Source organism: Rhodococcus sp. P4_F5, from assembly GCF_056401315.1.
In genome coordinates, this window is sequence record NZ_JBFUJP010000028.1 from 22,266 (window position 1) to 38,539 (window position 16,274).

Sequence of the window (16,274 nt, forward strand, 5' to 3'; positions counted from 1 at the left end):
CCGGCTCAGGCCGGGTCGTGGCCGTCCACGGCGATGTCGACGAGTTCGTTGTAGAACGCGATGCGTCCGGCGATCGCGGCGACCGCCGGGTACGGGCGCGGGTAGGACCAGGCGACGCCCTCCGCTCCCGGCGCGTCCCAGTACTCCTCGGCGTCCCCCTTGTACGGGCAGTGGGTGCGGCGAGACCTGGCGGTGAGCTTGCCGAGGTCGACGTCCTCGCGGGGCAGGTAGTAGCGGGTGGGCAGTCCGGTCTCGAAAAGCAGTACCGGACTGGAAGTTTCGGCCAGCACGACGCCATCGAGCGCGACGGTGACGTGCCGGGAACTCGGCAGCGCGTCGACCCGCGCATGAGGATCGCGGGGGTGGCCGGAGACTTCCTCGTCCTCCTCCAGCCAGCGGTCGAGCAGGCCCGGTTCCCAGGAGCACACGATGTGGTCCGCGAGGGCGGGGTCGTCACGAACCCAGGCGACGGCGCGGAGCGTCCGGCCGTCCCCGGTCTCGAGGTCGAACCACTCGCTGACCGGACCGTGCGGCCCGAAGAACGGGTGCGGGGAGGCGGGTTCCGAGCCCGGTCGCAGCAGGTCCGTCCGGACGTCCTCGCGGGGGTAGGCATACGACGGCACCGGGAAGGCGTCTTCCCAGAAGAGCCGCGGCGCAAAGCTGCTGACGACGACGGTGTCGCCCGTCAGTCCGCGTACCCACCTGTCGCTGGGTTCCACCCGCATGTGACCAGGCTAGTCCCGCGCGCCGCCGGCCGCGACGGCCGACGCGACGGCGGTCTCGCGCCGTCGCGTCGTGGCCGGGTCCGTCAGAAGCTCTCGGCGAACTTCGTCAGGCCCTTGGAGGCGGTGTCGATCGCCGTCTTCTGCGCCTTCTTGACGATGAAGCCGGGCAGCGGGATCTTCGGGTCGATGGTCAGCTCGAACTTGACCCGGGTGCCGCCGTCGATCGGCGTCAGTGTGTAGGAGCCGTCCTGCTTGTTCTGCTGACCACTCTCGACGAGGGTCCAGGACATGTGGTTCTCGCCGTCCCAGGCGTAGTCCACGACCTGCTCGTCGCTGATGCCCACGACGGAGACGACCATCCGGACGCGGTGCGGACGGCCGTCGGGGTAGGTGCTCTCGATCGTGACGGACTTGTGGGCGGAGGACCACTCGCCGAGTCGGTCGACCGCCACGATCGCGGCCATGACGGTGGCCGGATCGGCCTTGATGTCGAATTCCTTGCTTCCGGACACGGCCATCGGGTCTACCCCATATCTGTGATTGCGAACGGGTCGAATGGTGCTCGAGCGTGGCGTCATTAGACCACTCCACTGTTCGCGGTCGGGGGACCGACGGCCCCCGGGGATCAACGGTCGCTGTGCCGGCCCTTGCGGGTCTGGTCGCGCAGCGCGCCCTGTACGGCCTGCCCGACCCAGGAGTTCAGCGACATCCCGTTCTGGGCGGCGGCGTCCTCGGCGCGGGCCTTCATCTGCTCGACCAGTCGCAGGGTCACCCGGGAGATGTCCCCGGTCACGTCGTCGAAGGTGGGTCCGGTCCCGCTGCCGCCCTCCGGGCCCGCGTCGTCGGGTGCGCCGGTGTCGGCGGTGGCGGGGCGGGTGATCTCGACGGCGGCGTCGGTGCCGTCGAACTTCACGTGCACGGTGCGGTCGCCGAGTTCGGCCGACACCTCGGTCGCGAGGTCGGACAGGGCGGCCAGCAGCATCAGCCGGGCCGAGTTCTCGGCGGCGCCGGCGAGGGCCTCGGCGATCCGGCGGGTGTTCTCGTCACCGAGCGCCGCCGCGGCGATCAGGTCGGTACGCAGCGTCTGGGTGTAGTCCGAGAGGTTCATGCCGTCAGTGTGACGTCACAGATGACGTCAGTCAACCATCTTGTGACGTCACACTGACGGAGGGCGATGTCAGACGAGCAGCTTGGCCTTCAGGGCCGCGATGTCGTTGTCGGTCAACCCGAGCCCCTGGTGCACGTAGTTGTCGAAGCTGCCGTACTTCGCCTCGGCGGTGGCAAACGAGGTGTCCAGCCACTCCTGCTTGACGCCGGCGGCGCCGAGCGAGCCGGTGATCGACGAACCGCTCTCGTCGACGTACTCGTTCGTCAGCATGTAGTCCGCATTCACGGTGGCCCGGTCCACGCCGAGGATGGTCAGCAGCACGGCGGTGGTCCAGCCGGTCCGGTCCTTGCCCTGGCTGCAGTGGTAGAGCACGGCGCCGTCGGTCTCGCGGATGTCGCGCAGCACCGAGGCGAACGCCTCGCTGGCGCCGGGGGCCTCGATGAAGGCGACGTAGGCCAAGCTGAGGTCCGCCGCCGTGCTGGGCGATGCCTTGCCGAGCACGTCGTACCAGTTCGACGTCGCCCCGGCGGGCAGCTTGTCCGGCTGCAGGGCCCGCTCGTAGACCGTGCGCAGGTCGTCGACGACCTTGACGTTCAGGCCCTCCAGCTTGGCGAGGTCGGCCGGGGTCAGCTTGTTGAGTGCGTCCGTGCGGAAGACCATGTTGGTCCTGACGGTCTTGCCGTCGACGGTTTCGTAGCCACCCACGTCGCGGGCGTTCGGGGCGCCCTCGAGGTGCAGTGAGTGGTCGGTGGCCGCCGCGACGACCGCGGGCGGGGCGGCCAGGGCGACGCCGACGGGTCCGCCGACGAAGAGTGCGGCGCCGGCGGTGAGCGCGGCGGCCGCGCGTACGACGCGCAAGCGGGTAGGGGTGTGGGTCATAGGGCGCTCCATCTCGAGAACGGATACCGATCCGCGGCTGCGGGTTCGGCTGACGCTATGTACACCCAGTTGATACACCGTCAAGGTAAACGGTGGATGGCGAATGAGCAGACTTGCTCGCCCGTTGAGGCTGGTGGGGACTATGGTGCGGGTGGGTGGAGCCCGGTGGGCATGGACCGAGGAAGGGTGTGCGGTGCGGCAAGCGGTGTCCCTGAAGGTGCAGCTCATTGCGAAGACGGAGTTCGTCCCGCCGCCGGACGTGCCCTGGGACACCGACGCGGCAGGCGGCGAGGCGCTGGTCGAGTTCGCCGGTCGGGCCTGCTACCAGAGTTGGTCCAAGCCGAACCCGCGCACGGCGACCAACGAGGGCTACCTGCGGCACCTGCTCGAGGTGGGGAACTTCTCCGTGCTCGAACACGGCAGCGTCAGCTTCTACATCACCGGCATCTCCCGCTCCTGCACGCACGAGTTGATCCGGCACCGGCACCTGTCCTACTCGCAGCTGTCCCAGCGCTCGGTCCCCGAGCGGGACGCGAAGGTGGTGCCGCCGCCCGCGATCGTCGGTGACCCCGAACTCGAGGCGTTGTTCGAGGCCGCCACGGATGCCAGCCGGGCCGCCTATGCGGACCTGCTCGACGCGCTCGATGCCAAGCTTGCGCACGTGCCGAACGGGTCGGTGCGCGCTCGCCAGGCCCGGCAGGCGGCGCGCTCGGTGCTCCCGAACGCCACCGAGACTCGCATCGTGGTCACCGGAAACTACCGGGCGTGGCGGCACTTCGTGTCGATGCGTGCCACCGAGCATGCCGACGTGGAGATCCGTGAGGTGGCCGTCGAGTGCCTGCGGCAGCTTTCGGTTGCGGCTCCAAACGTGTTCGGGGACTTCACGATTGCCGAACTTCCGGACGGTACCGAGGTGGCGGTCAGCGAGTTCGACCAGCAGTCCTGACCCGGCGGCACGCGTCGCGCCGCCGCGGTGTGCAATCCAGGCCGGGCCACCGGGTAACCTTCTGACCATGATCAACGGTGATTCCGCCCCAGTCGAGCGTCCGTTCGGCACGATCCTGACCGCTATGGCGACCCCCTTTGCCGCGGACGGCAAGCTCGACGTGGATGCCGGTGTCCGGTTGGCGACGCACCTCGTCGACGGCGGCTGCGACGGCCTCGTGCTCGCGGGTACCACCGGCGAATCGCCCACCACCACCGAGAACGAGAAGCTCGAGCTGATGCGCGCGGTGATCGCCGCGGTCGGTGACCGCGCCAAGATCGTCGCCGGCGCCGGCAGCAACGACACGGCGCACAGCGTCGAGCTCGCCCGCGACGCCGCCCGGGCCGGTGCCCAGGGTCTGCTCGTGGTGACCCCGTACTACTCCAAGCCGCCGCAGTCCGGCCTGCTGGCGCACTTCACCGCCGTCGCCGACGCGACCGACCTGCCGGTGATGCTCTACGACATTCCGGGCCGCTCCGTCGTGCCGATCGAGACCGAGACCATCTACCGGCTGGCCGAGCACCCCCGGATCCTCGCGGTCAAGGACGCCAAGGGCGACCTCAACGCGGGTGCCGAGCTGATCGCCCAGACCGACCTGCTGTTCTACTCCGGCGACGACCAGCTGAACCTGCCGTGGCTCTCGGTCGGCGCGGTCGGATTCGTCAGTGTCATCGGGCACCTCGCGCCCGGCCGACTGCGTGCGATGCTCGACGCCTTCGAGTCCGGTGACATCGCGAAGGCCCGCGAGATCAACGTTGGACTGATGCCGCTCTACCGTGCGGCGAACCGTCTGGGTGGTGTGTCGGCGAGCAAGGCCGGCCTGCGCCTGCAGGGTATCGACGTCGGGGACCCGCGCTTGCCGCAGGTCCCACCCACTCCTGAACAACTCGAGGGCCTCACGGCCGACCTGCGTGCAGCGGAGGTTCTTTCATGACCCGTCCTACTCGTCGACGTAGCGCCAGCCGTCAGGCAGGCCCGCCGTCTCAAGCAGCGCCCGAGGCTCCCAAGGCCGAGGCGCCGAAGACCCAGGCTCCCAAGGCCGAGGCTCCGAAGGCTGAGGCCCCGAAGTCCCAGGCCCCCAAGGCCGAAGCCCCGAAGTCTCAGGCCGCCAAGGCCGAGGCGCCGAAGGGCGACGCCCCGAAGTCCGGCTCGCGCCAGCGCAAGTCCGACTCGTCCCGCTCGCGTGGCGGCGGAGGCGGCGGCAACCGGCCGCAGCGTCAGCGGAGCTCCGGCGGCCAGCGGCCCGACGGCCGGGCGGGAGTCGATCCCACCGAGCGGCTCGGACTGCCGCYGAAGGCGCCGCACAACGGCCTGCGGGTCGTCGCGCTGGGCGGCATCGGCGAGATCGGCCGCAACATGACGGTCTTCGAGCACAAGGGCAAGATCCTCATCGTCGACTGCGGTGTCCTCTTCCCCGAGGACCAGCAGCCCGGTGTCGACCTGATCCTCCCGGACTTCGCGCACATCGAGGACCGGATGGCGGACGTCGAGGCCGTGGTGCTCACGCACGGCCACGAGGACCACATCGGCGCGATCCCGTTCCTGCTGCGCCTGCGCCCGGACCTGCCGGTCATCGGCTCGAAGTTCACCCTGGCGCTGGTCGCCGCGAAGTGCCGCGAGCACCGGCAGCGGCCGAACCTGATCGAGGTCACCGAGGGTCAGCGCACCACGCACGGCCCGTTCGAGTGCGAGTACTTCGCCGTCAACCACTCGATTCCGGACGCCATCGCCATCGCGATCCGCACCGATGCCGGCATCGTGCTGCACACCGGTGACATCAAGCTCGACCAGCTGCCGCTCGACGGCCGCCTGACCGACCTCGCCGGCTTCTCGCGGCTCGGCGACGAGGGCGTCGACCTGTTCCTGGTGGACTCCACCAACGCCGAGGTGCCCGGCTTCGTCACTCCCGAGCGGGAGATCGGCGGCGTCCTGGACAACGTCATCGGCAAGGCCAAGCAGCGCGTCATCGTCGCGTCGTTCGCCAGCCACGTGCACCGCATCCAGCAGGTGGTGGACGTCGCGGTGCGGTACAACCGCCGGATCGCGTTCGTCGGCCGGTCCATGGTCCGCAACATGCAGATCGCCCAGGACCTCGGCTACCTCCGCGTCCCGGACGGCGTCGTCGTCGACGTCGACACCGCGGCGAACCTGCCCGACGACCGGTTGGTGCTCATCTCCACCGGCTCGCAGGGCGAACCGCTCTCCGCGCTGTCCCGGATGGCCCGCGGCGAGCACCGGCAGATCAACGTCCGCGCGAACGACCTCGTGGTCCTCGCGTCGTCGCTGATCCCCGGCAACGAGAACTCGGTGTTCGCGGTGGTCAACGGCCTCGCCAAGCGCGGTGCCACCGTCGTCACCCAGCAGAGCGCCAAGGTGCACGTGTCCGGCCACGCCTCGGCGGGTGAGCTGCTCTACCTCTACAACGCGGTGCGCCCCACCAACGCCATGCCCGTGCACGGCGAGTGGCGGCACCTGCGGGCCAACGCGGCGCTGGCCAAGGCCACGGGTGTCCCGGAGGAGCGAATCGTGCTCGCCGAGGACGGCGTCGTGGTGGACATGGTCGACGGTCTCGCGGAGATCGTGGGCCGGGTCCCGGTCGGCATGGTCTACGTGGACGGGAACTCCGTCGGCGACGTCGGCGACTCGACCCTCTCGGACCGCCTGGTGCTCGGCGAGGGCGGCTTCATCGCGATCTCGCTGGCCGTCGACATCCACACCGGCAAGCCCGTCAGCACCCCCGAGGTGTCGGGCCGCGGTTTCTCCGACGACCCGGCCGCCCTCAAGGAGGCCGCCGTGCTGGTGGAGTCCGAACTGGCCCGGCTCGCGCAGGAGGGCATCACCGACACCCATCGGATCGCGCAGGCCGTCCGTCGCGTCGTCGGCCGCTGGGTGGCGGACAAGTACCGTCGCCGCCCGATGATCATCCCGACGGTGATCGGCGTCTGACACAGAAGTTCGAACCGCTGGTCGGAGCGCGGCACGCCTGTTACTCGTGTTGCGGAATGGTCCCGATGGGGCCGGAGCGACTAACCTGACAGGCATGGCAGGTAAGACCGGCACCCGATCCACGCAGACCCCGACGACCTCAGGGCGCGCCACAGCGCCGCGAGGATCGTCGGGGTCTGCGTCGTCGAGGGCCGGCTCGACGAGGGGCGGGGGAGCGAAGCCGCGGTCCGGCGGTCGCACCACCAAGACCGTCACCACCCCGCGCAAGCCGACCGCGCCGCGCACCACGCGCAGCAACGCCACCGCTCGCAAGCCCTCGTCGAAGTCCGCCCGCGGACCGTTGCAGGTGGTCGGGAGCGGCCTGAGCAGCGGCTGGACCATGGTCGCCCGCGGTGTCGGCGCCACCACCCGTACCGTCGGCAGAGCCGCCGACATCGAGCACGGCCACCGCCGCGACGGCATCGCGCTCGGCCTGATCGCGGTCAGCGTCGTCATCGCCGCCGCCATGTGGTTCGCGGCCGGGGGACCGGTCGGCGGCTGGATCGAGACGGGGGTCCGGGCACTGTTCGGAGGCGCCGGCGCGGTGCTGCCGCTCGTCGGCATCGGGGTCGCGGTGGCGTTGATGCGCACTGAGCCCAAGCCCGAGGTGCGGCCGCGACTGGTGCTCGGGTCGCTGCTGATCGGGCTGCCCCTGCTCGGGATCTACCACGTCATCAGAGGTACCCCGACCGACGCGTCGGGTCGCGCGGAGGGCGCCGGCTTCGTCGGGTACGTCGTCGGCGGGCCGCTGACCGACGGACTGACCATGTGGTTGTCCGTCCCGCTGCTGCTGCTCGCGCTGGGCTTCGGTGTCCTGCTGATCACCGGGACCACCGTCCGGGAGGTCCCGGAACGGCTGCGCACCATGCTGGGCACGGGCCACGACCACGGCGACGAGTACGAACCGTACGACGACGAGACCCACGACGCCGACGGGGACGACGCCGACTACGGGCACGACGACCTCGACGACCTGCGCACCCTGCGGCCGACCCGCCGGCACCCGCGCTCCCGCAAGGACCCCGCGGACTACGACCCGGAGCTGTTCGACGCCGACGGCTACCCCGTCGACGACGCGGCCGCCGCCCCGCCGGCCGGCAACTACCCGGTCGAGGAGACCGCCGACGACGCCTTCACCGAGGTCATCGCGGCGGCGCCGATCGCGCCTGCCCCGGCCGCGGTGCGCCCGCGTCCGGCGCCGAAGGTGGCGCCGACGCCCCCGAAGCCGCGGCCCGCGCCGGAACCGGAGGACGACGAGCCGGAGATGACGGTCGCCGACCGCGTCATCGAGGGCGACTACACGCTGCCGCCGACCGACCTGCTGATCGAGGGCGACCCGCCGAAGACCGGCAGCGCCGCGAACGACGCGATGATCGAGGCCATCACCGAGGTGCTCGACCAGTTCAAGATCGACGCGGCCGTCACCGGTTTCACCCGCGGCCCGACGGTCACCCGCTACGAGGTGGAGCTCGGCCCCGGCGTCAAGGTCGAGAAGATCACCGCGCTGGCCCGCAACATCGCGTACGCCGTCGCGACCGACAACGTGCGCCTGCTCGCCCCGATCCCCGGCAAGTCCGCGGTCGGCATCGAGGTGCCCAACACGGACCGCGAGATGGTCCGGCTCGCCGACGTGCTCGCCGCGCCGTCCACCCGCAAGGACCACCACCCGCTGGTGATCGGCCTGGGCAAGGACATCGAGGGCAACTTCGTCAGCGCCAACCTGGCGAAGATGCCGCACCTTCTGGTGGCCGGCTCCACCGGTTCCGGTAAGTCGAGCTTCGTGAACTCGATGCTGGTCTCGCTGCTGGCCCGCGCCACCCCGGACGAGGTCCGGATGATCCTGATCGACCCGAAGATGGTGGAACTGACCCCGTACGAGGGCATCCCGCACCTGATCACGCCGATCATCACCCAGCCGAAGAAGGCCGCGGCGGCGTTGGCGTGGTTGGTCGAGGAGATGGAGCAGCGCTACCAGGACATGCAGGCCAACAAGGTCCGGCACGTCGACGACTTCAACAAGAAGGTCCGGTCTGGGGAGATCACGGCGCCGCTGGGCAGCGAGCGTGTCTACCGGCCGTACCCGTACATCCTCGCGATCGTGGACGAGCTCGCCGACCTCATGATGACCGCCCCGCGCGACGTCGAAGAGGCGATCGTGCGGATCACCCAGAAGGCCCGGGCCGCGGGCATCCACCTGGTGCTGGCCACCCAGCGCCCCTCGGTGGACGTGGTGACCGGCCTGATCAAGACCAACGTGCCCTCGCGGCTGGCCTTCGCGACGTCGTCGCTGACCGACTCGCGGGTCATCCTGGACCAGCCGGGCGCGGAGAAGCTGATCGGCATGGGCGACGCGCTGTTCCTGCCGATGGGCGCCGGCAAGCCGACCCGGCTGCAGGGCGCGTTCATCACCGACGAAGAGATCTCCGCGATCGTCGACTTCGCCAAGACCCAGGCGGATCCCGAGTACACCGACGGCGTCACCGCGTCGAAGGCGGCGGACAAGAAGGACGTCGACCCCGACATCGGCGGCGACATGGACGTGCTGCTGCAGGCGGTGGAGCTGGTGGTCACCAGCCAGTTCGGGTCCACCTCGATGTTGCAGCGCAAGCTGCGGGTGGGTTTCGCCAAGGCTGGGCGCCTGATGGACTTGATGGAGACCCGCGGGGTGGTCGGCCCGTCCGAGGGGTCCAAGGCCCGCGACGTGCTGATCAAGCCCGACGAACTGGAGGGGCTGATGTGGTCGATCCGCGGCGGCGACCCGGAGGCCTCCGCCGAGGACGAGTGACGGCGGCCTCGGGTGTGAATTCCGGTGTCCGTTTTGTGGTTGAATGAAACGCCTTGGAGGGGAGTATCCCCACCCCTGTGGCAATCCCGTCAACACGATCGGCTCCGATGCCGGTCCGGGGTTGCCGGTCGACCTACGTCGGCGGGAGAGACCTCCGGTGTCTTGAGCATGACTACCGGAGGATGGTAAGAGATGCACATCTCACCCCTGGTCTGGGTCATCACCTGTGCGGTGATCCTGGGCCTGTTCGTCTTCGACTTCTTTGCGCACGTGCGCACCCCACACGCGCCGACGTTCCGCGAGTCCGCGTTCTGGTCCGCGGTCTACATCGGCATCGCGCTGCTGTTCGGCGTCGTGGTGATCTGGATCTGGGGCGGGACCTACGGCGGTGAGTACTTCGCCGGCTACGTGACCGAGAAGGCCCTGTCGGTCGACAACCTCTTCGTCTTCGTGATCATCATGTCGACCTTCGCGGTCCCGCGGGAGTACCAGCAGAAGGTGCTGCTCATCGGCATCGTGATGGCACTGGTGATGCGCGGTGCCTTCATCGCCGTCGGCGCCGCCGCGATCGACGCCTACAGCTGGGTCTTCTACCTGTTCGGCTTCTTCCTGGTCTACACCGCGATCAAGCTGGTCAAGGACTCCGGCCACGAGGCGGAGATCGAGGAGGAGCGCGAGAGCCGGATCATCCGGATCGCCAAGAAGCTCCTGCCGACCACCGACGAGTACGACGGCGACAAGCTGACCACCAAGATCGACGGCAAGCGAGTGGTCACCCCGCTGCTGCTGGCACTGGTCGCGATCGGCTTCACGGACGTGCTCTTCGCGCTGGACTCGATCCCCGCGATCTACGGTCTCACCAGCGAGGCCTACATCGTGTTCACCGCCAACGCCTTCGCCCTGATGGGCCTGCGTCAGCTGTACTTCCTGATCGGCGGGCTGCTCGAGCGGCTGGTCTACCTGTCCTACGGCCTGTCCATCATCCTGGCGTTCATCGGTGTGAAGCTGGTGCTGCACGCGCTGCACGAGAACACGCTGCCGTTCATCAACGGCGGCGAGCACGTCGCGGTGCCGGAGATCAGCACCGGGACGTCGCTGCTGGTGATCCTCGGCGTCCTGATCGTCACGACCGTGGCGAGCCTGCTCAAGACCCGCAGCACCAACGCCGCCGCGAAGGCCTGACGGCCGCGCCGGTGCTCCCGGCGCCGCACCGATGCACGGCCGGGCCGGTCCCTGGAAGGGTCCGGCCCGGCCGTCGTGCTTCTGGAGTGCTGTGTTTCTGAAGTGCTGTGTTTCTGGAGTACTTGGGGTTCAGCCGTCGCTGAGCAGGCCCATCACCGGGGTCCACTCGGTGAAGCGGGCGGCGTCGACGAGTCCGGCCCGCGCGAACGGGTCCTGGGTGAACAGTTCCCGGACGGCGGCCTCGTCGGCGGCGTCCGCGATGATCAGCGCGCCGCTGCCGTCCGCGTACGGGCCGGTGCTGACCACGGCGCCGGCGGCGACGAGTTCGGCGAGCCAACCGCGGTGGTCCGGCCGCACCTCGTCGCGGCGGTCGGACGTGGCGGCGCTATAGGTGTACTCGACGGCGAACAGGGGCATCGAAGTCTCGCTTTCGGGGTGGGGTCGGTCCGGTCAGAGGGTGAGCAGCAGGCGGGTGTTGCCGAGCGTGTTCGGCTTGACGTAGCTCAGGTCCAGGAACTCGGCGACGCCGGTGTCGTAGGACCGGCACATCTCGGCGAACACCTCGGCGGTGACCGGCGTGCCCTCGATCTCCAGGAATCCGTGCCTGCCGAAGAAGTCGACCTCGAAGGTGAGCACAAACACCCGCTCGAGTTCGAGCTGGCGCGCCACCTCGATCAGCTGCGCCACCACCAGGTGCCCGGCGCCGCGGCCCTTGGCCTTCGGGTCGACCGCGACGGTGCGGATCTCGCCGAGGTCGGACCAGAGCACATGCAGTGCGCCGCAACCGATCACCTCGCCGTCGACCTCCACGACCCAGAACTCCTGGACCGCCTCGTAGAGGGTGACGAGGTTCTTCTCGAGCAGGATTCGGCCCGCGTAGATGTCGATCAGGCGCTTGATCTCCGGGACGTCGGAGGTGCGGGCGCGGCGGACGATAGGTTTGTCCGGATCGGAAACGAGGGGGCCTGAAGTCATGTGCTGCACATTAGTCGGCGCGGTAAACGATATTCTGGGCCGTGTGCCGCTCCGACCTGCTTTCGCCCGCCTCGACGTCCCCCTGGGCGCGGGGGAGTTTCCCGACACCGGGCGGGTGTTCGGGTGACCGCGAAGCCCCACGACGCCACCGACGGTGTCGTGGCGTCCGGATCTGAGGCTCCGGCGCACGAGCAGCCGGTGCCGTTGGTCAACATCGCCAACGTCCTGACCGTGCTGCGGATCCTGCTGGTCCCGGTCTTCCTGGCGGCCCTGTTCGTCGACGACGGCCAGTCGACGACCTGGCGGATCATCGCCACCGTCATCTTCGCGGTCGCCGCCATCACCGATCGGATCGACGGCCAGCTGGCCCGGAAGTACGGGCTGGTCACCGATTTCGGGAAGCTCGCCGACCCGATCGCGGACAAGGCGCTGATCGGCGCCGCGCTGGTGGGCCTGTCCGTGCTGGGCGAACTGAGCTGGTGGGTGACCGGCGTGATCGCGGCCCGCGAGCTGGGTGTCACGCTGCTGCGCTTCGCGGTGCTGCGGCACGGAGTCATCCCGGCCAGCCGCGGCGGCAAGGCGAAGACGCTGGTGCAGTCGTTCGCGATCGGGATGTACCTGCTGCCGCTGCCCGACGGCTGGGCGACCGCCAGCGCGGTGCTGATGGGGCTGGCGGTGCTGCTCACCGTCGTCACCGGCCTCGACTACGTGATCCAGTCCGTCCGGCTGCGGGCCGGCGTCCACACCCACCACCCGCCGCGGTGAGCTTCCCGCCGGCCGATCCGCTGCTGTCCGGCACCCGCGCGGCGGAACTGGTGTCGACCCTGACCGCTCGCGGACAGACTTTGGCCACCGCGGAGTCGTTGACTGCGGGCTTGCTGGCCGCCGCGGTCGCGGGCGTGCCGGGGGCCAGCCTGGTCCTGCGCGGGGGACTGGTGGTCTACGCGACCGACCTGAAGTCGACGCTCGCGGGCGTCGACCCCGCCGTCCTCGACGCGGACGGCCCGGTCGCGGAGCGCACCGCCGAGGGGCTGGCACAGGGCGCGCGGGCCCGTTGCGGTGCCGACTGGGGCGTCGGACTGACCGGTGTTGCCGGACCGGACGAACAGGACGGACAGCCGGTGGGTACGGTCTACCTGGGGATTGCCGGACCCGACGGGGTCGACGTGACCCGGTTGACGTTGCCCGGTGACCGATGGGCGATCCGCACCGCTGCGGTCGCGTCGGCGGTGTCCGGGCTCCTCGATCGCATGAGTGTCACCGCCCCGCGATAGGGTCGGGAACCAATTCGGGACAGTTGGACGTTTACCCAACAGTCGGGTCGGAAGAAGGAGGAGCCAGATGACGGTCCTGTTGCGTGAAGCAATCGGCGACAGTCTGCGGCGCACGCGGGTGTCGCAGAGCCGTACCCTGCGTGAAGTCTCGAGCTCCGCCAGGGTCAGCCTCGGGTACCTCTCCGAGGTGGAACGGGGTCGCAAGGAGGCGTCCAGCGAGTTGCTGGCCGCCATCTGCTCGGCCCTCGAGGTTCCGCTGTCGGAGGTGCTCTACGACGTCAGCGAGTCGCTGTCGGACGGCGGCACCGACCGCGCCGCACGGGTGCACCAGCGCGCCGATGCCGGCGCCCCGCGTGTCGGCGTGAGCCCCACGGTGCTGGACGGTCCGGCCCGGATCGCGGAGGACACCCGCATGGTGATCCCCGCGCCGAAGGCACGGGCCCTCGCGGCGGCCTAGTCGTTTGCTCGGCTGTCGCCGCATCGTGAACCGGGGCGGTGGTTTGGCCCGGCGAAGCTCCGCTGCGGGCCCTGGCATTGTAGATTCGTTACCGACCACCAGCTTTCGAACCGGCAGGGACGACGAGCAGGTAGGGCACAGCCCTAGAACCGGTGCGTGACGGTCGCGCATCGGGTCGCGCACCGCGCGGCGCATCAGATGGAGGCGGGATCAATCCATGGCTAATCCGTTCGTCAAGGGGTGGAAGTACCTGATGGCGCTCTTCAACTCGAAGATCGAGGAGAAGGCCGACCCGAAGGTGCAGATTCAACAGGCCATCGAGGACGCCCAGCGCCAGCACCAGGCCCTGTCCCAGCAGGCTGCGTCGGTGATCGGTAACCAGCGTCAGCTGGAGATGAAGCTCAGCCGCCAGCTCGACGAGGTGGAGAAGCTCAACGCGAACGCCCGGCAGGCCGTCACGCTCGCCGACCAGGCCGCCACCGCCGGCGACGTGGAGAAGGCAACGCAGTACACCAACGCCGCCGAGGCGTTCGCCGCCCAGCTCGTGACCGCCGAGCAGGGTGTCGAGGACCTCAAGGTGCTGCACGACCAGTCGCTGCAGGCCGCCGCGCAGGCGAAGAAGGCCGTCGAGCAGAACGCGATGGCCCTGCAGGCCAAGGTCGCCGAGCGCACCAAGCTGCTCAGCCAGCTCGAGCAGGCCAAGATGCAGGAGAAGGTCAGCGAGTCGCTGCGCTCGATGGACAGCACCCTGTCCGCGCCCGGCAACACCCCCAGCCTCGACGCCGTGCGCGACAAGATCGAACGTCGCTACGCCGACGCGCTGGGCTCCGCGGAGCTCGCCGGCAACTCGGTGCAGGGTCGGATGATGGAGGTCGAGCAGGCCAGCATCCAGATGGCCGGGCACAGCCGCCTCGAGCAGATCCGTGCGTCCATGAAGGGCGACGCGCTGCCCTCCGGTGGCGCCGTCGCACCGACCGCCGCGCCGGCCACCCCCGCCGCGCCGGCCACCCCCGTCGCCAAGCCGGAGGCAGCGGGACCGAACGCCCAGTAGCTCGGACCACGCGGCAGCGCGGACACCGTAACGACGAGGGCCGACCGGACACTGTCCGGTCGGCCCTCGTCGTCGTGTCGAACCGGCGGGTCGAGGGTGTCTGCTGTCGGCGAACAGCGGCCCTGCGTCCGCCGACCGGTGGAAGGCTAGGGTCATGGCTGCAGCGGACCGCACCGTCGTCGACCTCGCCGCCCGGCGGCGCGACCGGCGGGGCCCCGCCCGCGCCGACGCCCCGGCGCCGCTGTTGCGCACGGTGTACGGCGAGATCCTGCGCGACGAGCGCCGCGACCAGGACCGCACCCTCGACGAGGTCGCGCGCGCGGTCGGAATGTCCAAGCAGTACCTGTCCGAGGTCGAGCGCGGGCGCAAGGAGCCGTCGTCGGAGATGCTGCACTCGGTGTGCGGCGCGCTCGGCCTGCCGCTCGAGCACCTGCTGGCCCGTGGCGTGCGGCGACTGGCCGTCACGCGACGGGCCGGAACGGGCGCACCGTCCGGCCCGCCGCAGGAGCGGAGCCCGCAGGTCGAACTGCTGGCCGCGTAGACGCTCTCACCCGGCGTCGCGGGTGACGATCACCTGGTCGGCCAGGCCGTAGTCGAGTGCCTCCTGCGCGGTGAAGATCCGGTCCCGGTCGGTGTCCTTGCGCAGCCGCGCCGCGTCCTGGCCGGTGTGTGCGCTGAGGATCTCCTCGGTCTGCGACCGGATCCGCAGCACCTCCGCGGCCTGCAGCGCGAGGTCCGAGATGGAGCCCTGTCCCTGGGTCGAGGGCTGGTGCAGCAGGACACGGGAGTGTGCGAGCACATACCGCCTGCCGGGCGCGCCCGCGGCGAGCAGGACAGCCGCCGCCGACGCAGCCTGACCCATGCAGTAGGTCGCGACCTGTGGGCGCAGGAACTGCATGGTGTCGTAGACCGCCAGCATCGCGGTGGTCGATCCCCCCGGGGAGTTGATGTACAACCCGATCTCCCGGTCCGGTGCCTCCGCCTCGAGGTGCAGTAGTTGCGCCATCACGACGTTCGCGACGCCGTCGTCGATCTCGGTACCCAGGAAGATGATTCGCTCGTTGAGCAGGCGGCTGAACACGTCGAAGGACCGTTCGCCCGCCGGTGTCCGCTCGATGACGTTGGGAATCGTGTACTGGGACATCACTGCAGCCCCATCCGTCCGGCGGTCGCGAAGGGCGCGATCTGAGCGAAGGAACCGACGACCGCGTCGACGATCCCGTAGTCGCGGGCCTGCTCCGGGGTGAACCAGCGGTCGCGATCACTGTCGGCGGCGATCTCCTCGACCGGGCGGCCGGTCTCCGCCGCGAGGATCTCCTCCGACTGCCGCTTCATGTACTCCCAGTTGTCCGCCTGAATGGCAATGTCCATCGCGGTGCCGCCGATCCCGGCGGACGGCTGGTGCATCATGATTCGGCTGTGCGCCAGGCTGATCCGCTTGCCGTGCGTACCCGAGGCGAGCAGCACCTGGCCCATGCTCGCGGCGAAGCCGAGGGCCACGGTCACCACGTCGTTGGGGATCAGCTTCATGGTGTCGTAGATGGCCAGACCGGCCAGCACGGACCCGCCGGGTGAGTTGATGTAGAGGACGACGTCGCGGTCGGCGTCGGCCGTGGCGAGCAGCACCAGTTCGGCGCACACCCGCTCGGCCATCTCGTCGTTCACCTCCCCGGTGAGCAGCAGGGTGCGCTGGCGGAAGAGTCGGTCGGTGAGTTGGTCGCGGTAGTCCAGGGGCGATTTCTCGATCATGCATCCCGTTGTATCGGGCGGATGTGGATGCGAATCGATTTGTCTGCCAAGGGCAGACGAGGCCGCGCCCAGCGCGTCGGATGTCGAGGCCCTCGGATATTGACTGGCGTCGTTCGATC

The 16,274-nt window shown here is 69.7% G+C and carries 18 protein-coding genes; 10 read left to right on the forward strand and 8 right to left on the reverse strand.

The window, feature by feature from the left end:
- Positions 1-5 precede the first annotated feature (5 nt).
- From AC1DU4_RS13325 to AC1DU4_RS13340, 4 genes are all read right to left on the reverse strand, one after another.
- Positions 6-725, reverse strand: a complete 720-nt coding sequence (locus tag AC1DU4_RS13325) for a DUF427 domain-containing protein (RefSeq protein WP_477840517.1) — start codon at positions 723-725, stop codon at positions 6-8.
- 83 nt (positions 726-808) lie between these two features.
- A complete protein-coding gene (locus tag AC1DU4_RS13330; RefSeq protein ID WP_477840519.1) occupies positions 809-1,243 on the reverse strand; it encodes an SRPBCC family protein in 435 nt (144 codons plus the stop codon).
- 107 nt (positions 1,244-1,350) lie between these two features.
- Entirely contained in the window at positions 1,351-1,833 is a 483-nt protein-coding gene (locus tag AC1DU4_RS13335) for a hypothetical protein (RefSeq protein WP_477840521.1), read from the reverse strand.
- A gap of 69 nt (positions 1,834-1,902) precedes the next feature.
- Positions 1,903-2,712 carry a tyrosine-protein phosphatase gene (locus AC1DU4_RS13340; RefSeq protein ID WP_477840523.1) on the reverse strand — a complete coding sequence of 270 codons (810 nt, stop codon included), beginning with the start codon at positions 2,710-2,712 and terminating at the stop codon, positions 1,903-1,905.
- 193 nt (positions 2,713-2,905) lie between these two features.
- On the opposite strand from AC1DU4_RS13340, the gene thyX reads away from it, so the two are divergent.
- The 5 genes from thyX (at position 2,906) to AC1DU4_RS13365 (ending at position 10,649) form a co-directional block, all read left to right on the forward strand.
- Entirely contained in the window at positions 2,906-3,658 is a 753-nt protein-coding gene (gene thyX / locus AC1DU4_RS13345; RefSeq protein WP_477840525.1) for an FAD-dependent thymidylate synthase, read from the forward strand.
- 67 nt (positions 3,659-3,725) lie between these two features.
- Entirely contained in the window at positions 3,726-4,631 is a 906-nt protein-coding gene (gene dapA, locus AC1DU4_RS13350; RefSeq protein ID WP_477840527.1) for a 4-hydroxy-tetrahydrodipicolinate synthase, read from the forward strand.
- The gene (locus AC1DU4_RS13355) at positions 4,628-6,643 is read left to right on the forward strand and encodes a ribonuclease J (RefSeq protein WP_477840529.1); all 2,016 of its coding nucleotides are present in this window, start codon (positions 4,628-4,630) and stop codon (positions 6,641-6,643) included. Before dapA ends, AC1DU4_RS13355 begins: the two co-directional genes overlap by 4 nt.
- A gap of 94 nt (positions 6,644-6,737) precedes the next feature.
- Complete coding sequence (locus AC1DU4_RS13360) at positions 6,738-9,467, forward strand: DNA translocase FtsK (RefSeq protein WP_477840531.1); 2,730 nt, start codon at positions 6,738-6,740, stop codon at positions 9,465-9,467.
- Positions 9,468-9,659: 192 nt separating this feature from the next.
- Positions 9,660-10,649, forward strand: coding sequence for a TerC family protein (locus AC1DU4_RS13365; RefSeq protein WP_477840533.1), 990 nt, complete (start codon positions 9,660-9,662; stop codon positions 10,647-10,649).
- Between the two features lie 129 nt (positions 10,650-10,778).
- Here AC1DU4_RS13365 and AC1DU4_RS13370 read toward each other — a convergent pair whose 3' ends face one another.
- Entirely contained in the window at positions 10,779-11,066 is a 288-nt protein-coding gene (locus AC1DU4_RS13370; RefSeq protein WP_477840535.1) for a YciI family protein, read from the reverse strand.
- 33 nt (positions 11,067-11,099) lie between these two features.
- Entirely contained in the window at positions 11,100-11,624 is a 525-nt protein-coding gene (locus tag AC1DU4_RS13375) for an amino-acid N-acetyltransferase (protein WP_072844138.1), read from the reverse strand.
- A gap of 123 nt (positions 11,625-11,747) precedes the next feature.
- Between AC1DU4_RS13375 and pgsA the strand changes: the two genes are divergently transcribed.
- From pgsA to AC1DU4_RS13400, 5 genes are all read left to right on the forward strand, one after another.
- Entirely contained in the window at positions 11,748-12,389 is a 642-nt protein-coding gene (gene pgsA, locus AC1DU4_RS13380; protein WP_477840538.1) for a CDP-diacylglycerol--glycerol-3-phosphate 3-phosphatidyltransferase, read from the forward strand.
- A complete protein-coding gene (locus AC1DU4_RS13385; RefSeq protein WP_072844136.1) occupies positions 12,386-12,898 on the forward strand; it encodes a CinA family protein in 513 nt (170 codons plus the stop codon). Before pgsA ends, AC1DU4_RS13385 begins: the two co-directional genes overlap by 4 nt.
- A 67-nt stretch (positions 12,899-12,965) precedes the next feature.
- Positions 12,966-13,355: a helix-turn-helix domain-containing protein gene (locus tag AC1DU4_RS13390; RefSeq protein ID WP_477840540.1), complete on the forward strand. Its 390-nt coding sequence runs from the start codon at positions 12,966-12,968 to the stop codon at positions 13,353-13,355.
- 217 nt (positions 13,356-13,572) lie between these two features.
- Positions 13,573-14,406, forward strand: a complete 834-nt coding sequence (locus AC1DU4_RS13395) for a PspA/IM30 family protein (protein ID WP_477840542.1) — start codon at positions 13,573-13,575, stop codon at positions 14,404-14,406.
- Between the two features lie 154 nt (positions 14,407-14,560).
- Entirely contained in the window at positions 14,561-14,947 is a 387-nt protein-coding gene (locus AC1DU4_RS13400) for a helix-turn-helix domain-containing protein (RefSeq protein WP_477840544.1), read from the forward strand.
- 6 nt (positions 14,948-14,953) lie between these two features.
- Here the strand turns inward: AC1DU4_RS13400 and AC1DU4_RS13405 are convergent, their stop codons facing one another.
- Positions 14,954-15,550 carry an ATP-dependent Clp protease proteolytic subunit gene (locus AC1DU4_RS13405; RefSeq protein ID WP_072844128.1) on the reverse strand — a complete coding sequence of 199 codons (597 nt, stop codon included), beginning with the start codon at positions 15,548-15,550 and terminating at the stop codon, positions 14,954-14,956.
- Positions 15,550-16,155, reverse strand: a complete 606-nt coding sequence (locus AC1DU4_RS13410; protein ID WP_072844127.1) for a ClpP family protease — start codon at positions 16,153-16,155, stop codon at positions 15,550-15,552. The genes AC1DU4_RS13405 and AC1DU4_RS13410 overlap by 1 nt, the downstream gene beginning before the upstream one ends.
- Positions 16,156-16,274: the final 119 nt, after the last annotated feature.

What these genes read in the sequence shown, in the direction of transcription:
- dapA (WP_477840527.1), top strand. Translation starts at nt 3,726, where the DNA reads ATGATCAACGGTGATTCCGCCCCAGTCGAGCGTCCGTTCGGCACGATC.
- AC1DU4_RS13360 (WP_477840531.1), top strand. Translation starts at nt 6,738, where the DNA reads ATGGCAGGTAAGACCGGCACCCGATCCACGCAGACCCCGACGACCTCA.
- AC1DU4_RS13410 (WP_072844127.1), bottom strand. Translation starts at nt 16,155, where the DNA reads ATGATCGAGAAATCGCCCCTGGACTACCGCGACCAACTCACCGACCGA.
- AC1DU4_RS13375 (WP_072844138.1), bottom strand. Translation starts at nt 11,624, where the DNA reads ATGACTTCAGGCCCCCTCGTTTCCGATCCGGACAAACCTATCGTCCGC.
- AC1DU4_RS13325 (WP_477840517.1), bottom strand. Translation starts at nt 725, where the DNA reads ATGCGGGTGGAACCCAGCGACAGGTGGGTACGCGGACTGACGGGCGAC.
- AC1DU4_RS13395 (WP_477840542.1), top strand. Translation starts at nt 13,573, where the DNA reads ATGGCTAATCCGTTCGTCAAGGGGTGGAAGTACCTGATGGCGCTCTTC.
- AC1DU4_RS13335 (WP_477840521.1), bottom strand. Translation starts at nt 1,833, where the DNA reads ATGAACCTCTCGGACTACACCCAGACGCTGCGTACCGACCTGATCGCC.
- AC1DU4_RS13370 (WP_477840535.1), bottom strand. Translation starts at nt 11,066, where the DNA reads ATGCCCCTGTTCGCCGTCGAGTACACCTATAGCGCCGCCACGTCCGAC.
- AC1DU4_RS13365 (WP_477840533.1), top strand. Translation starts at nt 9,660, where the DNA reads ATGCACATCTCACCCCTGGTCTGGGTCATCACCTGTGCGGTGATCCTG.
- AC1DU4_RS13405 (WP_072844128.1), bottom strand. Translation starts at nt 15,550, where the DNA reads ATGTCCCAGTACACGATTCCCAACGTCATCGAGCGGACACCGGCGGGC.
- AC1DU4_RS13330 (WP_477840519.1), bottom strand. Translation starts at nt 1,243, where the DNA reads ATGGCCGTGTCCGGAAGCAAGGAATTCGACATCAAGGCCGATCCGGCC.
- AC1DU4_RS13340 (WP_477840523.1), bottom strand. Translation starts at nt 2,712, where the DNA reads ATGACCCACACCCCTACCCGCTTGCGCGTCGTACGCGCGGCCGCCGCG.
- AC1DU4_RS13400 (WP_477840544.1), top strand. Translation starts at nt 14,561, where the DNA reads ATGGCTGCAGCGGACCGCACCGTCGTCGACCTCGCCGCCCGGCGGCGC.
- AC1DU4_RS13390 (WP_477840540.1), top strand. Translation starts at nt 12,966, where the DNA reads ATGACGGTCCTGTTGCGTGAAGCAATCGGCGACAGTCTGCGGCGCACG.